We start from the raw sequence: 19,760 nt of genomic DNA on the forward strand, positions 1-19,760 counted from the left end.
GTGATCGACCTCGACGCCGCCGACCGCGCCATTTTGCGCGCGCTACAGCACGATGCGACGTTGAAGGCCTCGGAACTGGGCCGCCGCGTGGGTCTGTCGCAGCCGGCCTGCTGGCGGCGCATCAAGCGCTTGAGCGAGGCGGGTGTGCTTTGTGCGCGTCGTCTGGATCTCGACCTCGAGGCGCTCGGCTTTGGCGTGACGGTGTTTCTGGGCGTGAAACTGGCGCTCAAGGGCCGCGTCAGCCTGCAGGATTTCGAACGCGCGGTCGCCGCCATCCCCGAGGTGCAGACGGTCGAACATGTGCTTGGCCTCTACGATTTCCGCCTGCGCGTCGTCGCCCGCGACCTGCCCGATTTCGAACGTGTGCTGCGTCGCCGGATCATGACCCTGCCGGGCGTGGGGCAGGTGGAGGCCAACGTGCTTTTGTCCGAGGAACGCCGCCCCGGCCCGCTGGGCTGATCCCTCAGCCCGTCGCGCCCAGCCCCGCCCGCATCATCACGCGGCGCACGGGCGTGACCGAATAGATCGCGTTCAAGGCCCGCATCCGCAGGTCGCGCAAGCCTTGTGCCTCGGCCATCGACGCGCGGTTGAGCGCATCCACCCCGGTCACGCGGGCAAGAACCTCGGCATGCCGGGCGCGGTGGTAGCGGCGCAGCAGGTCTCGCGCGCCGGGGTCCACCCGGTTTGCCTCCACCAGATCCAGCAGCACGCGCAGGTCCTTGAGGCTCATGTTCAGCCCCTGCGCGCCAATGGGCGGCACGACATGGGCGGCCTCGGCCACCAGCGCCACGCGCTCGGCCTCCATCCGCGTGGCGATCTGGCTGATGATCGGCCAGAGCGTGCGGCGCGTCACAAGCGTGAGAGGTCCGAACAGATGGGCGGAGCGTTCCGTCATCTCGGCATTGAACTCTGCCTCGGGCAGGGCGGCCAGCCGCTGCGCCTCGGGGCCGCGTTCCATCCAGACCACGGCGGAACACGGGCGCCCGTCGTGGTCGGGCAGGGGCACCAGCGTGAAGGGCCCGCCCGAGCGGTGGATCTCGGTCGAGACATTCTCATGCGGGATCGGGTGGGTCACGGCGAAAGCCAGCGCTTTTTGCCCGTAGCGCATGGTCGTCACGCTGATCCCCGCCGCCTCGCGGACGGGGCTGGTGCGGCCATCGGCGCCGATCACCAATTTCGCGGTGATGCGGCTGCCGTCGCTGAGGGTCACGCGGCCCTCGGCCTCGCGGGTCATGACCTGCGCCGTGGCGGTGCCGGGGCGGAAATCGACATTGGGCAGGGTCGCCAGATGCGCCACGATTTCGCGCCGCAAAAGCCAGTTGGGCAGGTTCCAGCCAAAGGGCAGATCCGAGATGTCGGCGGCATTGAAGTCATGGGCGACGCGAGGCTCGGAAACCTCCCCGCCTGCATCGACGATGCGCATGATCTGGAGCGGCATGGCATGGGGTGCCAGCCGATCCCACAGGCCCACACGCTCGAGAAATTGCCGCGAGGGTTGCAAGAAGGCCGTGGTGCGCAGGTCGGCCCCTTCGGTCGCGGCATCGGTGATCGGCGGCGCAGGGTCAGCGCAGATGACGGAGAACCCCGCCTGTCCGAAGGCGGCAGCGGCGGTCAACCCCGCGACACCGCCGCCGGAAATGAAGATGTCTGTGCGCATGATTTGGCTCATGAGATGAATGTAGGGTGCGTCACGGGGGCCTGCGACGCGACAGGCTGTCCCAAGCAGATTTTTCGTACGAAAAATCTTGGAGTCCGAAAATTCGTACGAATTTTCGGGGGCTAGACCAGCCGGGCCAGAAAGCCCGCCAGATCGTCGGTGTGGTGTTCGATGAAATCCGCGGGCTCGGGTTCGGGGGCGACCAGCACGGTGCGCAGACCCATGGCAAAGGGCACGGCAAGGTTGCGCGGATCATCCTCGAACATCGCGGCGCGGGCATGCGTCAGCCCGTCGGCGGCAAACACCGCCTCAAAGGCCGCGCGCTCGGGCTTGGGGATCAGGCCTGCGTGTTCCACCCCGTAGACCGCGTCGAACAGGTCGGCGAGACCACGATGGGCGATCACACGCTCGGCATAGGGACGGGTGCCGTTTGTGTAGACGATCTTACGTCCCGGCAGCCCGGCGATGGCCGCGGCAAGCGCGGGGTCGGGCGACAGGACGGAGAAATCTATCTCGTGCACCTCCTCCAAATAAGGGGCCGGGTCGATGTCGTGATAGCGCATCAGGCCTGCCAGTGTGGTGCCATGGTCACGCCAGTAGCGGTGGCGCAACTGGTCGGCCGCCGCGCGCTCCACGCCTGCAACCCGCATCACCCAATCGGTCATGCGGGTGTTGATCTGATCGAACAGCCGCGTCTCTGGCGGGTAAAGCGTGTTGTCGAGGTCGAAGACCCAGGTCTCGACATGGGAAAACTCGGGGGCGAAGTCGGGGGAAAGGGGCGCGCGCGTCATGACCCAAGGCCTAGGATGCCGCGCCCTGCGCCGCAAGTCTGGACAGAGGCCGCGGCACCGCCTAGCGTTTTGCGGCATACGAAAGGATACCGCACCCGATGGCCATGCGACCCGCGCCCGATCCGCACAAGGATGCCTATGCCCTGATCCTCGATGCCATCGATCAGGGGGTGTATCGACCGGGCGACCGGTTGGTGGAATCGGAACTGGCCGACCGCTTCGGGGTCAGTCGCACGCCGATCCGCGAGGCGCTGCAGCGGCTTGAGACGCAAAGCCTGCTGACACGCGACGGCCGGTCCTTGATTGTGGCCTCTCTCGATCATGCGCAGATGGCCGAGCTTTACGCCGTTCGGCAGGAGCTCGAAGGGCTGGCCGCGCGGCTGGCCGCGCAGCACGCGGCGGTGGAAGAGGTCGAAGTTCTGCGTGGCATGGTCGAGGCTGATCGCGCGCTGTTGAACGATCCGCAGGCGCTGGCGCGCGCCAACCGGCGGTTTCACCACCAGATCCATCTGGCCAGTCACAACCGGTTCCTCGTGCAGCAGCTGGATCTGGTCTACCGTTCTATGGCGCTGATGGCACGCACCTCCTTGGCGGCGCAGGGTCGGGGGGAAAAGGCGCTGGCCGAGCATGCCGAGATCGTGGAGGCCATCGCCGCCCGCGATGGCGCGCGCGCGGCACAAGCGCTGAAGGATCACCTGTCCATCGCCTTCGTGGTTCGCCTCAAGGAAGAGGCGCAGAAGGTTCAGGCCTGACCGCAGCATCCGCGGCCGGGTCGCTTGCGACCCCGCCAAAGCCCCCATGGGTGGTCTTGGCCCACCAAAAGGGACGCATCAGCATTTCGGCCGCCGCCCGCGCCGCCGAGATCGTGGCCAGCAGGAAATAGAGTTCCGACAACATGATCCATGGCCTGAGATGGCGCAGATGCGCCGCCCGTGTGGCGTGGATCGACAGCGCGACCGACAAGACGATGCTGCCCACAAAGGCCGTTGCCATGATCCCGTAGCCCATCGGCCCGACCAGCGCATCCAGCGGATGGGCGACCCCGAAGGGCTTGACCATCAGTGACCACAAAAGCGGCGCGACAAGAAACCCGGCCACCGCAAAGAGCATCTGAACCTGAAGGGCGGCAAATCGCACCGGCCCCAGATCGCGCCACAGTGCGCGCGGCGCGCGCATCGCCATGGCCCACGTCATCAGGTAGCCCTTTTGCCAGCGGGCGCGTTGGCGGATCCATGGCAAGACGGCGGCGTTCGCCTCCTCAAAGGTGGTGGTGTCGATGATCTCGGTGCGGTAGCCGCGCCGCGCGAGCCGCAGGCCCAGTTCGGCATCCTCGGTCACGTTATGGGCATCCCAGCCGCCCACCTCGACCAGCACTTTGTGGCGCAGAAACAGCGTCGTGCCGCCCAACGGCACCACAAGGCCCAGTCGCTGCACACCGGGCAGCAGCACGCGGAACCAATTCGCGTATTCGATGGCGAACAGCCGCGACAAGACGTTGTGGCGCGCATTGTAGTAATCGAGCCTGCCTTGCAGACAGGCCACCTCGGGCGGGCGATTGGCGAAGCGTTCGGTGATGCGGGTGATCTGGTCGGGGTCGGGGCGGTCTTCGGCATCGTAGATGCCGATGATGTCGCCGCGGGCGAAGTTCAGCGCGAAATTCAGCGCCCGCGGTTTGGTGCGCGGCTGCCCATCGGGCACCGTGATGACCCTGATCCAGGGCGGCAGATGGGTCGCGGCCAGCGCGGCGCGGGTGGTTGCGTCATCGGCCTCGACCGCCAGCAGCACGTCGAGCCGTTCGGGCGGATAGTCCAGTTCGCCCAGCCGTTTGACCAGCGTCGCGGCGATATCGCGCTCCTGATACAGTGGCGCGATCAGCGTCACCATCGGCGGTCGCAAAAGGGTCGGGGTCGGGCGCTGGTCCTCGCCGGCGTCTTTTTGCCGGTCGCGGCGCAACGCCGAGGCAAAGGCCGTGGCCTTCAGCGCCATGTTCCCCCCGAAGATCAGCAGCGAAAGCCCGAAGACAAGGCCGATCGCCGCCACTGGCAGAAAGATCGCCAGCGCGGCAAGGGACAGGGCCGACAGCACAAGGCTGCGCACGGCGACGCGTGGACGCCAACCGCGGCAACTGTCGTTGAGAGGGGCCTGCCCTTCGGCCAACCGGGCAAGGGTTTCGCCGTAAAGCGCGATCTGCGCCATGGTGATCTGGGCGCGCGGCGACAGCGTCAGGATCATGCGCATCCCGGACGGCAAGGCGGCGCGGATCGCCTCGGCCCGGTCGGGGCGGCAGGTGGCCAGCACCAGGATATTTCCGATCCGTTCGGTCGGGACCACCTCAAGCGCCAGTGCTGTCGCGGCGGGCAGATAGCGGCCGAGGGTGGGATCGGGCGGGCGGTTTGCAAGGTCCGACAGACCGTAGCCGTGACACTCGGCCAAGGCCGAGATCAGGTCAATGTCGCTGATCGCGCCACGGGCCAGCAAGATCTCCCCGATCGACGCATCGCTGGCCCGCCGTGCCTCGCGCGCGGAGGCCAGTTCGGTAAGCGTGATTGCGCCGCGCGCCAGCAGCAAGGCCTCGAGCGCGGCGGCACCGGGCCGCGGTCTGCGCAACCGCTCACCAAGGCGCGCCCGCGACAAGAGGGCCATCGCCCGGGCGTCGGAGTCGGGAAAGGCGGCCGGAGCCGCGACGGGCGGAAAGCGAAACAGGGCAGCGGTATCGGGCGTCAGATCGCGGTCCATCCTCATCCCTCACAGCGCAAGGCGACAGGCCGCCACGCGTCAGGGCGATCATCAGGCAGAGGGATTAAGGCTTGGTTAACGCTGCGCTGCGGCGCTCAGGCGGTGGCGCGCTGCCGGATTGCCTCGGCGAAGCGTTCGAAGAGGTAGAAACTGTCTTGCGGCCCGGGGCTTGCCTCGGGGTGGTATTGCACCGAGAACACCGGGCGGTTGGCCATGCGGATCCCGCAATTGGACCCGTCGAACAGGCTGACATGGGTTTCGATCACGCCCTTTGGCAGGGTCTGACTGTCGACGGTGAAGCCGTGATTCATCGAGGTGATCTCGACCTTGCCGGTTTCCAGATCCTTGACAGGATGGTTCGCGCCATGATGGCCGTGGTTCATCTTGACCGTCCGCGCCCCCAGCGCCAGCGCCAGCATCTGGTGGCCCAGACAAATGCCGAAGATCGGCAGCCCGGCCTCCAGCACGCCCTGGATCATCGGCACGGCATAAGCGCCCGTCGCCGCCGGATCGCCCGGGCCGTTCGACAAGAACACGCCGTCGGGGTTTTGCGCCAGAACCTCCTCGGCGGTGGTGGTCGCGGGCATCACGGTGACATCGCAGCCGACGCTGGCAAGGCAACGCAGGATGTTGCGCTTGGCGCCGTAATCCAGTGCCACGACCTTGGGCGCGGGCCCCTCGCGGCGGGTGTAGCCCTCGGGCCAGGCCCAGCGTTTCTCATCCCAGCGGTAGCTTTGCGCGCAAGTCACATCGCGGGCCAGATCCAGACCCACAAGGCCCGGAAAGCCGCGCGCGGCCTTGACCAGGGCCTCGATGTCGAAATTCCCGTCCGGGTCATGGGCCAGCGCCACATGCGGCGCGCCCTGCTGGCGGATCGCGCGGGTCAGTCGCCGCGTGTCGATGCCGCCCATGCCGATCCGCCCGGTCTTTTCCAGCCAGCCGACCAGATGGCCGGTGGCGCGCCAGTTCGACGGCTCGGTAGGGTCCCATTTCACGATCATGCCAGCCGCGACCGGATCGGCGGTCTCGTCATCCTCGGGTGTGACGCCGGTATTGCCGATATGGGGGAAGGTGAAGGTCACGATCTGCCCCGCATAGGACGGGTCGGTCATGATCTCCTGATAGCCGGTCATCGCGGTGTTGAAGCAAAGTTCCGCCGTGCGCATGCCGGTGGCGCCGAAGCCGTGCCCGAAAAACAGCGTGCCATCGGCAAGCGCGAGACAGGCGGTGGGTTTTGCGGGCATGGCGGCAGCTCCGTTCTAGGGTCCGGGCAAACTTGGCGTGGTCTAAGGGGGGCAGGGGGGCGGGTCAAGGCGCAGCAGCTTGGTGTTGTTGCCGCGCCCCGTCTGCCCTATCTGGTGCGCTTGGACATATCATGGGGGATGCCATGGGCATGGATCTGAGAGAACGGATCGGCGCGGGCCTCAAGACCGCGATGCGCGACAAGGATGCCGCGCGGCTGAGCACGCTGCGCCTGATCAATGCCGCGATCAAGGATCAAGACATCGCGCTGCGCGGCGAAGGCCGGCCCGAGGGCGTGGACGAGGCGGGTGTGCTGGCCATTCTGGGCAAGATGGTCAAGCAGCGGCAGGAAAGCGCGCGCGCCTACGAGGAAGGCGGACGGCTGGAACTGGCGGAAAAGGAGCGCGCTGAAATCGGCGTGATCGAGGAATACCTGCCGCGCCAGCTGTCGGCGGAGGAGGTCGAGGTGGCCGTGACCCGCGCCATCGCCGAAACCGGAGCGGAAGGGCTGCGCGACATGGGTCGCGTGATGGCGGCGCTCAAGGCGCGCTACACCGGGCAGATGGATTTTGGCGCAGTGGGTGCGATGATCAAGGGGCGTCTGGGCTGACGCAGCCCCCTGTGATCGGCTCACCCGCGCGCATCGCGGCTGACAGGGGCCGCCGATGTGCGCAGGGTCACGAACCCGCAGAAGATGCCGGGCGCGGGAAACTGCGACGGCACGGTCGGAACCGTCTGGGCCGACGCGGGCACGATGGCGAGCGACAGCGCAGAGGCTAGGATCAGGGAACGCATCGAGTCTCTCCGTTCAGGGGTGTCGATTGCCCCCCAGATGGCCCGGCACAACGCCCGAGCCCGCCGAATTCCGAAATCAGTGCAGGTTAGCGCGGATCGGCGTGAGACTGCGCAATTCGGCCCGACCCACATCCTCCAGAACGGCGCGGCGCAATTCGGTAGGGCTTTGTCCGGTCTGCGCACGGAAGGCGCGATTGAACGGCCCGAGCGAAACGAAGCCGGTTTCTTGGGCAATTTCCAGACCGGTGCGGCCCATCCGCGCGCTGTGGCCAAGCTTCAAGAGGAGCGGCCAGACCCGGCCAGCGGAATGGCACAGGCCGCAAGCATCCGCTGCACCGCCACCGGGTCCGGCAGGGCAGCAGCCTGTGGCCCGTGCACCAACAAAAGGCCGGTGCCGTCACCGCGACGGCAATGACCGACAGCCGCCCCTCGCGGGCGATCGGCGCGCGCCACATCAGGCCCGCCAGCAGCATCGGCAGCGCGACGGCACCCCCGCGCAGGGCCGTGTCGATCAGGTCCATGGGTCCGAATTTTCGCGGCGTTGCCCGGTGCTTGACGCCCTCACTCTGGCGCGCCGCGCCCGAGGGGTCTTGCCGCTTTCCGGAAAAGGCTGGCCGATTCCTCGAATGCGCCCGCGACAGCCACGGGGCGCGACAGGATGCCGGGCAAAGGCAGGAAAACCCTACTGTCGCGAATCCGAAAACAACCTGACTGTGGTCTTCGCTTCACGACACTTGCATTTCCCAACTCAACCTCGGAGCAAGACCGATGAACGTTTCTCATTTCGAACTGATCTTTAAGCCGCAATCGCCGGTGCCGCCGGCCGACACCGTGTTGCAGGGTTACTTCCTGTCGATCACCAATCTCGAAGATGTGGCGCTGAGTTTCCGGCTCGACTTCGTCACCTCCTCCATCACTGACCCGACGCGCACGTTATCGGGCAACACGCTGGTGATCGTCGACATCGCGGGCGACAACAACGACTTCACCTATTCCCTTCTGGGAGGGCCTGCGGCCAAGTCCTTCCGTCTCAGCCCGCTGCTCAAGATCCCGGCCCATGCCACGGCCAAGGTTGCGGTGCTGCCTTCCGATCCGTTCCCGCCACCCATCGGCGACGGCACGGCGGACCCCGCCGACTATGAGGCGCGGGGCTACGTCACGCTGCGGCTTCCGGCGCTGATCGAGACGGCCGGCAAGGAGATCAAGATCATCCGCCAGCTTGACCGTCCGGCCAATGTGTTGCTGACCCCGCAGAACCGCGCGACCTATTTCCGCGACGGCAAGACCATCGAAAGCCAGACCCAGTCGAGCCTGCCGCTGGCGTCGGGCAGTGCGCTGAACGAGGTGCCGGCCGAACGGCGGCCCTTCCTCGAGCTGGCGATCGATCCAAAGCGGAAATTCGATCTCGGCCGTTTGCTGCGCGAGATCGACATCGATCTGGTGCCCGATCTTCTGGCCGATCTGATGGTGCTGGCCCAGGCCTCGGGCATCGACACCAAGGCCTTCAACTCGGCCCTCAAGGACGCCGGGATTGGCATGGCGCTAGAGCGTCGGCAGGTGGCGGTCGAAGCGGCCGAGTGATCCGCTGACACAAGACCGTTGGGCGCGCCACGAGAGGCGCGCCCCTTTTTCAGTATCAAGGGGCGCGCAGCGCGCGGTCCAAAGTGTCCTTCAGACCGACGCGTTCAGGCGGCGTCAGAAAGGCGCCCAGCTCCACCTCGCGGTCGCCGCCCTGCAGTGTCAGGTATTGTGGTACCGGCCCACCGCGGGCGTGCAGTGTCACGCGCACCCAATAGGGGTTGGCCTCCCAGTCGCGGGATGGGCGTCTTGGTTCCTGACGTTCCAACCGGATCAGGTCGTCCCAGATCAGCAGTTCTTCAGAGATGTCGTTGTCGCGCCAGCTGCGCTTGAGCGCGATCCACACGCCCAGGATCGCTGTGGCCAGGAAGGGCAGCAATGCCCAGAACACAGCCGTTCCAAGGATGGAGAAAAGCGGCACCGAGATCAGCGCCGCCGTCAGCCCGATGAACCAGACAAAACCTTCTGGTGTCAGGGATTTGTGCGGGGTCAAGATCAGGTGCAGCCGGGGCGCGCCGCGTCCGGCGCTGGCATGATCGGTCTGGGTCGGGGCGGGACAGGTGATCGGCATGAAGGGAGAGTGTGCGGCGGTTTCGAACGAGAGCAAGGGGCTGCGTCAATCGGGCCTTGGTCTGAGGCGCGAGACGACGGCACGGGCGGCGCAGCCAAGGAGCGCGACAGAGGCGATCATGAAGACGATCTCGCTTGTGGTCGTCACCAAGGCCCATGTGTCAACGGCAGCGGGATCGTCGATCGTGCGTCGCGGTAACGGGGCAGGGATCAGGATTGACCTGGGATAGAGCGCCACCGCGATGCCCAAGGCCCATATGATCGCGGCCATGGAGGCGGCTTGCCGTAGTGCGGGCCGCCCGAGCCAAAGCGCAACCGCAAGCAGCCCCGCCGCGATAGGGGACAGGACGGCCATGCGGGTCATCCAGAGGTCGAACGTGGCCAGCGCATGGGTATCGACGAAGGTCGTGTCGATGCCACCGCCGGTCAGCCGCATAAGCGCGCCATCGGCCCCAAGGATCAGCGCCGCGATGAAGACGCTTCCCAACAACAGGCTTGCGAGGATGGGGAGGATTGGCATGGAGGCGGCGCGACAGGGCATGATGGGAGAAATAAAGGGCGCCCTTTTGGGGCGCCCTTTCTGATCTGAGTTTCCGTCAGTGATGCGGCTGACGGTCCCACATCTCGCGCGTCGGAAGCTCCTCGAAGGTGTGCTCCGGCGGCGGGTTGGGAAGGGTCCATTCCAGCGTGTCGGCGTGTTCGCCCCAATAGGCGTTCTCTTCCAGCTTCTTGCCGGCGCGCAGCGTGTAGAACACGATGCCGATGAACAAGAGGAACGAGCCAAAGGAGATGAAGGCGCCGATCGAGCTGACATAGTTCCAGAGCGCGAAGGCATCCGGGTAGTCGATGTAGCGGCGCGGCATCCCCTGACGGCCCAGGAAGTGCTGCGGGAAGAAGGTCAGATTGGTGCCGAGGAAGAAGGTCCAGAAATGCACCTTGCCGAGGAACTCGGGGTACTGGCGGCCGGACATCTTGCCGATCCAGTAATAGACGCCCGCGAAGATCCCGAACACGGCACCAAGGCTCATGACGTAGTGGAAGTGCGCCACGACGTAATAGGTGTCGTGATAGGCGCGGTCGACGCCCGCCTGGGACAAGATGATGCCCGTCGTGCCACCCAGCGTGAACAGGAAGATGAAGCCCACGGCAAACAGCATCGGGGTCTTGAAGCTGATCGAGCCCTGCCACATCGTGGCGATCCAGCTGAAGATCTTGATGCCGGTCGGCACCGCGATCACCATCGTCGCCACCATGAAATAGGCCTGCTGCGTCAGGGTCATGCCCACGGTGTACATGTGGTGCGCCCAGACGACAAAGCCCAGACCGCCGATGGCGACCAGTGCGTAGACCATCGGCAGATAGCCAAAGATCGGCTTTTTCGAGAAGGTCGAGACCACGTGGCTGATGATGCCGAAGGCCGGCAGGATCACGATGTAGACCTCGGGGTGGCCGAAGAACCAGAAGATGTGCTGGAACAGAACCGGGTCACCGCCGCCCGACACGTCGAAGAAGGTCGTGCCGAAATTGCGGTCGGTCAGCAGCATGGTGATGGCACCTGCCAGAACCGGCAGCGACAGCAGCAGCAGCCATGCAGTGACGAAGATCGACCAGGCAAACAGCGGCACCTTGTGCAGCGTCATGCCCGGCGCGCGCATGTTGAGGAAGGTCGTGATGATGTTGATCGAGCCGAGGATCGAGGATGCACCCGAGACGTGCACGGCGAAGATCGCGAAATCGACCGCGCGCGAGGTCGGTGCGTCCTGCCACGACAACGGCGGGTAGAAGGTCCAGCCCGGGCCTGCGCCGCCGTCGATGAACACCGCGCAGAAGGCGAGACATGTGCCCGCGACGTAAAGCCAGTAAGACAGGTTGTTCAGACGCGGAAACGCCATATCCGGCGCGCCGATCATCAGCGGCATGAAGTAGTTGCCGAAGCCGCCAAAGAGCGCTGGGATCACAACAAAGAACATCATCAAGACGCCGTGGCCCGTGATCATCACGTTCCACAAATGCCCGTCGGGGGTGCAATCCTCGACCGCGGCTGCGGTCAGGCGCGCGCCCTCGGCGCACATGTATTGCACGCCCGGTTCCATCAGTTCCATCCGCATATAGACGGTGAAAATGACAGATACGAGGCCCACCACACCTGCCGTAAACAGGTAGAGAATGCCGATGTCCTTGTGGTTGGTGGACATGAACCACCGGGTGAAGAAACCCGGTCGGTCGTGGTCATGCCCCTGTAGCGTGGCGTCTGCCATGTGGTGCTCCTGTCTGTCGCGCGTCAGTGCCGTCCGGTCTAAAACAGCCGGCATGCCATATTGTGACGTTCTACGATCCTCGCACCAGCGGTTCAATCGCGCTCGCGTCAATCAGCCGCGACTTTGGGTGAGGGAAATTGTCTCAGATCAAGGCGTGGTCCGAATGGAGGCGGGACGGGCCGGTTCAGCCTATCAGGGTGACCAGAAGCCAGCCCGCCCCGCCCATCGGCATCATCGCCAGCGCGGCCCAGAGCCCGTCGCGCGTCAGCAACGAAAACCCGAGGCAGGTGACCGCCATCGCCAGCAGCGATGACGTGAAGGGCAGGATCTCGAGAAAGGGCATCGACAGTCCCGCAAGCCCACATAGCACAAGCACCAGTTGCGAGACCGGCGGGGCTGTCATCATCCGCAATCGAGGGCGGCTGTGCCGGTCGAGAAATTCCGCCGCCGGGCGCAATCGGACCAGCGCCGCCGACAGGCGATCTCGCGGAATGGATCGGCGGCCGAGCCAGCCGGGCAGCCATAGCCGGTCCCTGCCCAGCACCAGTTGCAGCGCGATGCCGGCAATGGTCAGGCCGCCAAGGCTGGACAATAGCGGGATGCCCGACAAGGGCGAGACGATGACAAGCGCCACGAGCATCATCACCGGCAGCGCGCCGGCCGGGCCAAAGGCGCCCATGACGCTGTGCAACGAGGGGTGATCCTCGTTTTCGGTCAGGGCGTCGACCTCGTCGAGCAGTTCCGTCAGGCCCTGCGGTAGATGCGGCCGCACCCGCGACGGCAAAATGGTTGGTGATGACATCTCGTACCCGCGCCCCTGTCCCGGCGGCGTGCCGGGACAGGCAGTGCAGATAGGCGCGCCGTAGGGGTTTCGGAAGGATCGCGCCTGCGCTCGGCGCGCGCCCGCCTATTCGAAGAACAGGCCTTCGTTGGTGACCTGAACGATCGCGGTGCCGCAATAATCGATGTAGCCGTCCAGCACGGCGCCATTGCGGAAGACCACGCGGGTCAGGATCTCGCAGCGTGTGTCCAGCGGGTCGCTGAATTCCAGCGTCAAGCCTTCGCCGGGGGCCATGCCGCGCGCCAACCAGTTGTGGCTGAAGGCGCCCGACATCTCCTGAATCTGGAAGGCCTGCAGCGCGATGGACGAGTCGTTGAACAGATTAAAGGTCCAATCATCTTGATGCAGATTTTGCTGCGCTGTGGCGGGCAGCGCAAGAAAGGCAACGAGCGCAAGGGTTGCGAACGCAGGCGCAGCAATGGAGAGCGCCCGGAAAGGACGGTTCGGCGTCGTCATGTGGGTGGTCCGTGACTGAGGATGCGGATTGCATCGTGGACAGGCTATCGCTCTTCCAAACCAAGGGGCACGGGCTATCGATAGTGAAGCGCGAAAACCCAGGCTTGTGGCGGCAAGGCCACAGCGGTCGGACAGGGCCGTCCTAACCCGGCTTCAGGTCGCAAAAGGCCGTCGCAAAGGACGCCCGGAGGGCAAGGTCGAGGTCATCCATCGTCACCGGAAGGCCCAGATCGACAAGGCTCGTCACGCCATGCCCGGTGATCCCGCAAGGCACGATGCCGTCGAAATGGCCGAGGTCCGGGTCGAGGTTGATCGACAGCCCGTGAAAACTGATCCATTTGCGCAGCCGCACGCCGATGGCCGCGATCTTGTCCTCGCGCGGGGTACCATCGGGCAGGGGTGGCTTGTCGGGCCTCGCCACCCATACGCCGACGCGGCCCGCCCGCACCTCTCCCGCGACGTTGAATTGGGCCAGCGTGGCGATCACCCATGTCTCCAGCGTGGTGACAAAGGCGCGCACGTCGCGGCCGCGCCGGTTGAGGTCGAGCATGACATAGACGACGCGCTGGCCCGGACCGTGATAGGTGTATTGCCCGCCACGGCGCGTGACATGCACCGGGAAACGGTCGGGATCGGTCAGGTCTTCGGGCCGGGCCGAGGTGCCCGCGGTATAGAGGGCGGGGTGTTCGAGCAGCCAGATCGCCTCGTCCGCCGTGCCTTGCGCGATGGCATCCGCACGCGCCTCCATCCAGGCGACGGCCTCGGCATAGCCCACCGGCCGGTCCGAGGTGATCCATTCCACCATGTTGCCCTCTCTTCAGCGGGGCAGGAGGCCCGCCTCTCTCAGCGCCGGGATATGCGAGCGCGAGGCGGGAATGTCACCCCCCACCGTCATTTCAAGGATCGCGCGGTCGCCGTCGCGGCGCACGGCCCTGACGGCCGCCAGCGCCACCCAATGCGAGCGGTGCACCTGCAGGCCCGGCGTGGGCGCGGCCTCGCGGATCGCGTCGCCAAGGCGCATGAGCAGCATCGTCTCGCCCCGCGTGGTGCGGATGCGGACGTAGTGATCCTCGACCGACAGCGCCACGAGCGCCCCGCGCCGGTCGAGCGGCACCCGGTCCAGCAAGGGTGGCGGGGCGTCGGATGCGTTTTGCGTGGCAGGCCCGGACTCCGCCTGAACCTGCAGGAGCAAGGTGGCGATGACGGCCACGGCGAAGATCGCTGCAAGGGTCCAGATCATCCCGCCGGTGTCGGGCCACGCGCCCAGGAGCAGACGGTTCAGACCAGCCACGACCCCCGTGACCGCCACCGCCGTCGCCAACGTCACGGCGGCCACGCGCAACGCCCGGCCCCGGCCGGCAAGACGCGGCCTGAACATGATGTCGATGGCTGCGCCCATGGCATAGGTGCTGAACACCACGGCGCCCCAATAGCCCGCCCGCGCCCCAAGCGAGAGGCGGTCGAGCGTGCCGAAGGGACCGGCCAGCACCAGCACGGCCACGGCGCCCGCCAATGCGGCCAGGGTCGTGGGGCGGACCAGATGGGCCCGCAGGTCACGAAGCGCGGACTGCGGCGGGCGGTCAGTCACGAAGTTCATCCGCTCCTTGCGAAGGCGCGCTGGAAAGGCGGCGCGCGGATTGGTGAAGACCCTGCCAAAGCCATGCCCCGCCCACAAGACGGTGCGCGCCCCACGAAAGGACCTGCCCGATGACCCTGCCCGATCTCGCCGCCCTGCCAACCGCCCTGCACCTGCATCTATGGCCCGCGCTGCTCGCGCTGCTGCTGGGCCCTGTGGCGCTCACCCGTCGCCGCCGCGACGTCCGGCACAAGGTGGCGGGCTACATCTGGGTCACTGCGATGGCCCTGACCGCGGCCAGCGCCTTCTGGCTCGAGGCGGCGATCTTGCCGCTGGCCTTTGGCTTCGGTCCGATCCACGCGCTGTCGGTGCTGGTGCTTTATGGTCTGTGGCGGGGCGTGTCCGCGGCCCGCGCAGGCGATGTCGCGGCCCATTCGGGCTGGATGCGCGGGCTCTATTGGCAGGCCCTGATCGTGGCGGGCACCTTCACGCTCTTGCCCGGTCGCACGCTCAACACACTGATCTTTGGGGATCGTCCCTCGCTGGGTGCGGTCGTGATCGTGGGGATCGCCCTGGCTATTGCCCTGCGGATCGTGCGGGGGCGGCGTGCGCGCCCTGCGGCGGGGTAGGGTTTTCCGCAGGGCAAGGATTTTTGGACTTAGCATCGCGCGACCCTGTGCTAGTCTTTAGCCAGCCAACGACCCCTGCCGTACAATTCCGGGTCAAAATTCATCTGGAGGGACCAAAGATGTTCGCTAAATTCCTTACCTCGGCCAGCCTGATCGCGGCGATTGCCCTTGTTCCTGCCGAGCGCGCCGAAGCAGATGCCGCTGAATTCCTCGGCGGTGCGCTGATCGGCGGTGTCATCGGCCATGCTCTCGCGCAGGGCAACCGCAATACCCGTCCGGTGACCGGGACAGCCCCGCGCGTCGTGCGCCCCGGCATTCCTGCAACCCAGCAGGGCCGCGAGACGCAGCTTGCGCTCAACTATTTCGGCTTCAACGCGGGCTCCGTCGACGGTCAGATCGGCAATGGTACCCGCGCCGCGATCGAACGCTACCAGCGCGCCATGGGCTATCCGGTCAACGGGCGCGAGTTTTCCAACTACCAGTTCGAATACCTGATGGATGCCTATTATTGGGGCCAGAACGGGGGTGCGCAGCAGACGGGCATGTCGGGCCAGCCGCTGCTCTTCGCCTACCGTGACAGCCGCGAAGGCCGCCCGCTGCCGGCCGCCGCGCCGCAATTCGCCCCACAGCCGCCCGCAACCACCGTGATCGTCAACCCGCAGCCGCAGATCGCGCCGGTCGCACCTGCGCCGGGCGTTCTGGCCGCTGCACCCGCTGTGCCCAATCTGTTCGCCAATTCCGCGCCGACCGCATCGCTGGCCAACACCTGTAACGGCGTGATGCTGCAGACCTCGACCAATGGCGGCTATGTCACGCTGGCGACGATGCGCGACCCCGATTTCACGCTCAGCGAACAGTTCTGCGTCGCCCGAACCTACGCCATGGCGCAGGGCGAGCAGCTGATGCAGAACATCAACGGGCTCAGCCCGGCGCAGATCACGGACCAGTGCGGCCAGTTCGCGCAGCTTTTCAGCAGCCAGATCGATCAGGCCTCGTTGACCGGACCCACGCAGCTGACGCCGCAGGTGACAACCATCGCGCTGGGCTCGGGCATGCCGCCCGCCGATCTGTCGGCCACGGCACGGGTCTGCCTGTCGGTGGGCTACGCGCAGGACAACATGCGCATGGCCGTTGGATCCGCGCTGGCGTTGACCGCCATGGGCGAGCCCGCCTACGGCGAATTGCTTGGCCATCACCTGCGCGAAGGCTTTGGCACCACGACGCGCCCCGATCTGGCGATGCAATGGTACAACACCAGCCTGAGCGCGCTTGAGCAGGGCGCCCAGCCCGCCTTCATGCCCGGCCAGCCCGAGCGGACGCAGCTTTTGCGCGCGGCTACGATGCAGTTGCAGGGCGCGCCCGCGATGCCCACGCCAGTGCCTGCCGCTCAGCAGGTCCCAGTGCCTGTCCCCGTGCCGGTGCCGCAAAACGCGCTGCCGATGTTCAACGTCACCCAATAAGCGCCGCGCATCGGCGCGATCACCGCCGGGCCCTGTCGCGGGGCCCGGTTTTCTTTTTCGCACAAGGCGCAGGATGGCATCCGGCCCCGCTATGACGCTGCCATGAAAATTTCCCGTCGCGCCCTCTTCACAAGGGCGCTGCCCTCGGCTAAACGCCTGCCACTACCTGATCACGTGCGGTCGTGGCGGAATTGGTAGACGCGCAGCGTTGAGGTCGCTGTGGGGTAACTCCCGTGGAAGTTCGAGTCTTCTCGACCGCACCAATCAGGTCTGTATGGCAGGCTATAGGCCTGCCTCGGCCCCCTTATCCCCGTGACAGCGCGCGTCGAACATGATTAGTCGCCCCCGATCATGTCACGGAGGGAGGACAGAATGAAATTCATGCGGATAGGCGATGTCGGGGCGGAACGCCCCGCGGTGCTGGATGCGGCCGGAACGGCGCGCGACATCTCGGGGATCGTGGCCGATATCGGCCCGGATACGATCGAAACCCTGACCGAACGTCTGGCTGGTGTGGACCTGTCCGGCTTGCCTGCGCTGGCGGTGGAAGGGCAGCGCATCGGCGCGCCCTTTGCGCGGCCGCGCAACATCTGGTGCATCGGGCTGAATTACTCCGACCATGCTGCCGAGGCGGGCATGCCGGTGCCGTCCGAGCCCATCATCTTCAGCAAGCCCGGAAGCACGTTGTGCGGTCCGACCGACCCGATCCTGACATCGCCCAACATGTCCAAGATCGACTGGGAGGTCGAACTGGGCATCGTCATCGGCACGCCTGCGCTGGATATCGCGCCGGGCACGGCGATGGACCATGTCTTTGGCTATGTCGCCGCCAATGACGTGTCCGAGCGCGTCTGGCAGCTGGAACGCGGCGGGCAGTGGATGAAGGGCAAGAGCTATCCGTCTTTCTGCCCTTGCGGCCCTTGGCTGGTCACCCGCGACGAGGTCCCCGATCCGCAGGCGCTGGGGATGGAGCTGTCGGTGAACGGTGAGGTGATGCAGACTGGCACCACCGCAACGATGATCTTCGGTGTCGCACATATCGTCGAGTACCTCAGCCGGTTCGCGCTGCTCGAAGCCGGAGATCTGATCGTGACGGGCACCCCGCCGGGCGTGGGCATGGGGAAAAAGCCACCGCGCTACCTGCAGAACGGCGATGTCGTCGAGATGTCGATCGAGGGCTTGGGCGCGCATCGCTCGCCCGTTCGCGCGCGGGTCTGATGTCAGGCGCGGCGTCGGTGTATGGATCACCGGCGCCGTCTGCCTAGAGCGTGGTGGTCACACCCGCTGATTGCAGATCGTGAAGCCGTGCGTAGGCGCCATTGGCTGCCATCAACTCGGCGTGGGTGCCTTCCTCGATCGCGCTGCCCCGGTCCAGCACCACGATCTTGTCGGCGTCCCGGATCGTCGACAGGCGATGTGCGATCACCAAGGTCGTGCGCCCTTGCGACAGCCGCGCCAGCGCGTCCTGCACCAGCTGTTCCGAGCGGGCGTCAAGCGCCGAGGTCGGTTCGTCCAGAAGCAAGATGGGCGCCGATTTCAGCATCGCGCGGGCAATCGCCACGCGCTGGCGTTGCCCGCCCGACAGGGCCGATCCGCGCGGGCCGACGCCGGTGTCCAGCCCCTCGGGCAGGGCTTCGGCAAACTCCAGCACCGAGGCCGCCTCGGCCGCTGCGCGCACCTCGGCCTCTGTGGCGTCGAGACGTCCCAGACGGATGTTTTCGGCAATGGTGGTGTCGAACAGCGCGGTTTCCTGCCCCACCACGGCAATAGCGTCGCGCAGGCCGTCGAGGCCAAGATGGCGCACGTCCGTGCCACCGATGCTGATTGTGCCGGCCGAGGGGTCGACCAGCCGCGTCAACAGGCCGAAGACGGTCGTCTTGCCCGCCCCTGACGGTCCCACGAGGGCGGTGGTCTGCCCCTCCGCGGCGGTCAGGCTGAGACCCGCCAGAACGGGCAGATGACCATAGGCAAAGCGCACCTCGTCGAATCGGATATCGCCGGGCTGCACCGGCCGGGGCGCGGCAGGCGGCAGGATCGTCGGCCGCGCCTCAAGCACGGCATAGAGCCGGTCGAGCGAGGCGATCCCGGCCTGGATCTGGCCGGCGATGTTGGACAGCCGGCGCAGCGGGTCGAAGAGCAGCGCCAGCGCGGTGAAGAAGGACATGAATTGCCCCACCGTCTTGTCGCCCGCGATGATCTGCGCTCCGCCATAATAGAGCACGGCGACAAAGCCTGCCGCCGTGATCACATCGATCATCGCAGGGTTGGCGGCCAGTCCGCGTTGCGCGCGCAGGGCCTGTCGCAAATAACGCTGCACCTCGGCGCCGAAACGCGAGGTCTCGTGCGTTTCCAGCCGGTTGAGCTTGATCGACTGGATGCCGTGGAACATCTCGTCGAGCTGGGTCGACAGGCGCGCTGCCGCCTCTCGGCTGGCGTTGGTCGTGGTGCGGATATAGCCTTGCACCGCGATGATCGGCAAGATCAGCAGCGGCAGGCCCACCAGCGCCAAGAGCGTCCAAATCCAGTCGTTGACCAGCATCACCGTCAAGAGCGACGCAAGCGTGATCGTATCGCGCCCCAGCGACATCACGGTGGACGACGCCAGCCCCTGAAGCGCCAGCGTGTCCCCGCGCACCCGTTCGATCAGCGCGCCGGGCGGATTGTCGCGGAAATAGCTCAGGTCGAGTGACAGCAGGTGGGTGACCAGCCGCGACTGCAGCGCGGTCGTGACCTTGAGGCCGATCGACACGATGATCAGCCGCTGCGCAAATCCCGCCACGGCGCGCGCCACGAAGATCACGGCAATGGCGATGGCGATCCATCCCACACCCTCCATGCTGCCCGCCCCGAACATGTCGTCGAAGAGCGGCTGGACCATATAGGCCAGCACGCCCAGCGTCGCTCCCTCGACCGACATCAGGGCTGCGGCCAGCAAGAGCCGGGGCAGGTGGCCGCGCACATGCTCGCGCCAGAGCCGCCCCAGGAGGTGGCGCGCGGTGGCGGCCTCGGTGGCCTTTGGGTCGGCTGGTCTTTGCAGGGCAATGGCCTCGCGGCGGGGGCAGATGTGGCGAGGTCGGGACTTATGCCATGTGCCTGCATCAGACAAGCCGCGCCCTTGGCGCTTTGGGCAGACAAGCGGTGGCCGAGGCGATAAGAGGTTGCCGAAAGACC

At 66.3% G+C, this 19,760-nt stretch carries 21 protein-coding genes and 1 tRNA gene; 8 read left to right on the plus strand and 14 right to left on the minus strand.

Annotation, left to right across the window (positions count from 1 at the left end; genetic code table 11):
• The gene (locus C7455_RS08830) at positions 1-459 is read left to right on the plus strand and encodes an Lrp/AsnC family transcriptional regulator (RefSeq protein ID WP_109667575.1); all 459 of its coding nucleotides are present in this window, start codon (positions 1-3) and stop codon (positions 457-459) included.
• A gap of 4 nt (positions 460-463) precedes the next feature.
• On the opposite strand, the gene C7455_RS08835 is transcribed toward C7455_RS08830, so the two are convergent.
• The gene (locus C7455_RS08835; RefSeq protein WP_425450635.1) at positions 464-1,657 is read right to left on the minus strand and encodes a UbiH/UbiF family hydroxylase; all 1,194 of its coding nucleotides are present in this window, start codon (positions 1,655-1,657) and stop codon (positions 464-466) included.
• Between the two features lie 122 nt (positions 1,658-1,779).
• Positions 1,780-2,448, minus strand: a complete 669-nt coding sequence (locus C7455_RS08840; RefSeq protein WP_109667421.1) for a pyrimidine 5'-nucleotidase — start codon at positions 2,446-2,448, stop codon at positions 1,780-1,782.
• A gap of 104 nt (positions 2,449-2,552) precedes the next feature.
• On the opposite strand from C7455_RS08840, the gene C7455_RS08845 reads away from it, so the two are divergent.
• Entirely contained in the window at positions 2,553-3,200 is a 648-nt protein-coding gene (locus C7455_RS08845; RefSeq protein ID WP_109667576.1) for a GntR family transcriptional regulator, read from the plus strand.
• Here C7455_RS08845 and C7455_RS08850 read toward each other — a convergent pair.
• Together C7455_RS08850 and carA are read right to left on the minus strand one after the other, a co-directional pair.
• Complete coding sequence (locus C7455_RS08850) at positions 3,169-5,184, minus strand: glycosyltransferase family 2 protein (protein ID WP_170119036.1); 2,016 nt, start codon at positions 5,182-5,184, stop codon at positions 3,169-3,171. The two genes, C7455_RS08845 and C7455_RS08850, sit on opposite strands and share 32 nt — an antisense overlap.
• Positions 5,185-5,279: 95 nt before the next feature.
• Positions 5,280-6,428 (minus strand): glutamine-hydrolyzing carbamoyl-phosphate synthase small subunit, encoded by a 1,149-nt coding sequence (gene carA, locus C7455_RS08855; protein ID WP_109667424.1) that lies wholly within the window; start codon positions 6,426-6,428, stop codon positions 5,280-5,282.
• A gap of 149 nt (positions 6,429-6,577) precedes the next feature.
• On the opposite strand from carA, the gene C7455_RS08860 reads away from it, so the two are divergent.
• Positions 6,578-7,036 (plus strand): GatB/YqeY domain-containing protein, encoded by a 459-nt coding sequence (locus C7455_RS08860; RefSeq protein WP_109667578.1) that lies wholly within the window; start codon positions 6,578-6,580, stop codon positions 7,034-7,036.
• Between the two features lie 20 nt (positions 7,037-7,056).
• On the opposite strand, the gene C7455_RS20120 is transcribed toward C7455_RS08860, so the two are convergent.
• Both C7455_RS20120 and C7455_RS08865 read right to left on the minus strand, forming a co-directional pair.
• The gene (locus tag C7455_RS20120; RefSeq protein WP_170119037.1) at positions 7,057-7,221 is read right to left on the minus strand and encodes a hypothetical protein; all 165 of its coding nucleotides are present in this window, start codon (positions 7,219-7,221) and stop codon (positions 7,057-7,059) included.
• Positions 7,222-7,297: 76 nt separating this feature from the next.
• Positions 7,298-7,477, minus strand: a complete 180-nt coding sequence (locus C7455_RS08865; RefSeq protein ID WP_109667579.1) for a helix-turn-helix domain-containing protein — start codon at positions 7,475-7,477, stop codon at positions 7,298-7,300.
• A gap of 512 nt (positions 7,478-7,989) precedes the next feature.
• Here C7455_RS08865 and C7455_RS08870 point away from each other — a divergent pair.
• The gene (locus C7455_RS08870) at positions 7,990-8,802 is read left to right on the plus strand and encodes a hypothetical protein (RefSeq protein WP_109667425.1); all 813 of its coding nucleotides are present in this window, start codon (positions 7,990-7,992) and stop codon (positions 8,800-8,802) included.
• A gap of 55 nt (positions 8,803-8,857) precedes the next feature.
• On the opposite strand, the gene C7455_RS08875 is transcribed toward C7455_RS08870, so the two are convergent.
• The 7 genes from C7455_RS08875 to C7455_RS08905 all read right to left on the minus strand — a co-directional run bounded on the left by C7455_RS08875 (position 8,858) and on the right by C7455_RS08905 (position 14,521).
• Entirely contained in the window at positions 8,858-9,370 is a 513-nt protein-coding gene (locus C7455_RS08875; protein WP_109667426.1) for a DUF2244 domain-containing protein, read from the minus strand.
• A gap of 45 nt (positions 9,371-9,415) precedes the next feature.
• Positions 9,416-9,889: a hypothetical protein gene (locus tag C7455_RS08880; protein WP_109667428.1), complete on the minus strand. Its 474-nt coding sequence runs from the start codon at positions 9,887-9,889 to the stop codon at positions 9,416-9,418.
• Positions 9,890-9,965: 76 nt separating this feature from the next.
• Positions 9,966-11,627, minus strand: coding sequence for a cytochrome c oxidase subunit I (ctaD, locus tag C7455_RS08885; protein WP_109667429.1), 1,662 nt, complete (start codon positions 11,625-11,627; stop codon positions 9,966-9,968).
• Positions 11,628-11,811: 184 nt separating this feature from the next.
• Complete coding sequence (locus C7455_RS08890; RefSeq protein ID WP_245904269.1) at positions 11,812-12,399, minus strand: exopolysaccharide biosynthesis protein; 588 nt, start codon at positions 12,397-12,399, stop codon at positions 11,812-11,814.
• Positions 12,400-12,534: 135 nt separating this feature from the next.
• The gene (locus C7455_RS08895; protein WP_109667432.1) at positions 12,535-12,924 is read right to left on the minus strand and encodes a hypothetical protein; all 390 of its coding nucleotides are present in this window, start codon (positions 12,922-12,924) and stop codon (positions 12,535-12,537) included.
• A gap of 142 nt (positions 12,925-13,066) precedes the next feature.
• Positions 13,067-13,729 carry a lipoyl(octanoyl) transferase LipB gene (gene lipB, locus C7455_RS08900; protein WP_109667434.1) on the minus strand — a complete coding sequence of 221 codons (663 nt, stop codon included), beginning with the start codon at positions 13,727-13,729 and terminating at the stop codon, positions 13,067-13,069.
• A gap of 12 nt (positions 13,730-13,741) precedes the next feature.
• Positions 13,742-14,521: a LytTR family DNA-binding domain-containing protein gene (locus C7455_RS08905; RefSeq protein WP_146199966.1), complete on the minus strand. Its 780-nt coding sequence runs from the start codon at positions 14,519-14,521 to the stop codon at positions 13,742-13,744.
• 110 nt (positions 14,522-14,631) lie between these two features.
• On the opposite strand from C7455_RS08905, the gene C7455_RS08910 reads away from it, so the two are divergent.
• From C7455_RS08910 to C7455_RS08925, 4 genes are all read left to right on the plus strand, one after another.
• Entirely contained in the window at positions 14,632-15,129 is a 498-nt protein-coding gene (locus C7455_RS08910; protein WP_109667437.1) for a DUF2306 domain-containing protein, read from the plus strand.
• 119 nt (positions 15,130-15,248) lie between these two features.
• Positions 15,249-16,589, plus strand: coding sequence for a peptidoglycan-binding domain-containing protein (locus tag C7455_RS08915; protein ID WP_109667438.1), 1,341 nt, complete (start codon positions 15,249-15,251; stop codon positions 16,587-16,589).
• Between the two features lie 176 nt (positions 16,590-16,765).
• Positions 16,766-16,852 (plus strand) — tRNA-Leu (locus C7455_RS08920).
• Between the two features lie 109 nt (positions 16,853-16,961).
• Entirely contained in the window at positions 16,962-17,807 is an 846-nt protein-coding gene (locus C7455_RS08925; protein ID WP_109667440.1) for a fumarylacetoacetate hydrolase family protein, read from the plus strand.
• 43 nt (positions 17,808-17,850) lie between these two features.
• On the opposite strand, the gene C7455_RS08930 is transcribed toward C7455_RS08925, so the two are convergent.
• On the minus strand, positions 17,851-19,695 hold the full coding sequence (locus tag C7455_RS08930) for an ABC transporter ATP-binding protein (protein WP_342767627.1): 1,845 nt from the start codon (positions 19,693-19,695) through the stop codon (positions 17,851-17,853).
• Positions 19,696-19,760: the final 65 nt, after the last annotated feature.

The sequence above is a fragment of the Roseicyclus mahoneyensis genome (assembly GCF_003148775.1).
Classification (GTDB): domain Bacteria; phylum Pseudomonadota; class Alphaproteobacteria; order Rhodobacterales; family Rhodobacteraceae; genus Roseicyclus; species Roseicyclus mahoneyensis.

Bases quoted from the DNA above. Each gene is read 5' to 3' on its own strand.
- C7455_RS08835 (WP_425450635.1), bottom strand. From the start codon at position 1,657: ATGCGCACAGACATCTTCATTTCCGGCGGCGGTGTCGCGGGGTTGACC.
- C7455_RS08845 (WP_109667576.1), top strand. From the start codon at position 2,553: ATGCGACCCGCGCCCGATCCGCACAAGGATGCCTATGCCCTGATCCTC.
- C7455_RS08865 (WP_109667579.1), bottom strand. From the start codon at position 7,477: ATGGGCCGCACCGGTCTGGAAATTGCCCAAGAAACCGGCTTCGTTTCG.
- C7455_RS08840 (WP_109667421.1), bottom strand. From the start codon at position 2,448: ATGACGCGCGCGCCCCTTTCCCCCGACTTCGCCCCCGAGTTTTCCCAT.
- C7455_RS08905 (WP_146199966.1), bottom strand. From the start codon at position 14,521: ATGAACTTCGTGACTGACCGCCCGCCGCAGTCCGCGCTTCGTGACCTG.
- ctaD (WP_109667429.1), bottom strand. From the start codon at position 11,627: ATGGCAGACGCCACGCTACAGGGGCATGACCACGACCGACCGGGTTTC.
- C7455_RS08850 (WP_170119036.1), bottom strand. From the start codon at position 5,184: ATGGACCGCGATCTGACGCCCGATACCGCTGCCCTGTTTCGCTTTCCG.
- C7455_RS08860 (WP_109667578.1), top strand. From the start codon at position 6,578: ATGGATCTGAGAGAACGGATCGGCGCGGGCCTCAAGACCGCGATGCGC.
- C7455_RS08925 (WP_109667440.1), top strand. From the start codon at position 16,962: ATGAAATTCATGCGGATAGGCGATGTCGGGGCGGAACGCCCCGCGGTG.
- C7455_RS08915 (WP_109667438.1), top strand. From the start codon at position 15,249: ATGTTCGCTAAATTCCTTACCTCGGCCAGCCTGATCGCGGCGATTGCC.
- carA (WP_109667424.1), bottom strand. From the start codon at position 6,428: ATGCCCGCAAAACCCACCGCCTGTCTCGCGCTTGCCGATGGCACGCTG.
- C7455_RS08895 (WP_109667432.1), bottom strand. From the start codon at position 12,924: ATGACGACGCCGAACCGTCCTTTCCGGGCGCTCTCCATTGCTGCGCCT.
- lipB (WP_109667434.1), bottom strand. From the start codon at position 13,729: ATGGTGGAATGGATCACCTCGGACCGGCCGGTGGGCTATGCCGAGGCC.
- C7455_RS08880 (WP_109667428.1), bottom strand. From the start codon at position 9,889: ATGCCAATCCTCCCCATCCTCGCAAGCCTGTTGTTGGGAAGCGTCTTC.
- C7455_RS08870 (WP_109667425.1), top strand. From the start codon at position 7,990: ATGAACGTTTCTCATTTCGAACTGATCTTTAAGCCGCAATCGCCGGTG.
- C7455_RS20120 (WP_170119037.1), bottom strand. From the start codon at position 7,221: ATGCGTTCCCTGATCCTAGCCTCTGCGCTGTCGCTCGCCATCGTGCCC.
- C7455_RS08875 (WP_109667426.1), bottom strand. From the start codon at position 9,370: ATGCCGATCACCTGTCCCGCCCCGACCCAGACCGATCATGCCAGCGCC.
- C7455_RS08910 (WP_109667437.1), top strand. From the start codon at position 14,632: ATGACCCTGCCCGATCTCGCCGCCCTGCCAACCGCCCTGCACCTGCAT.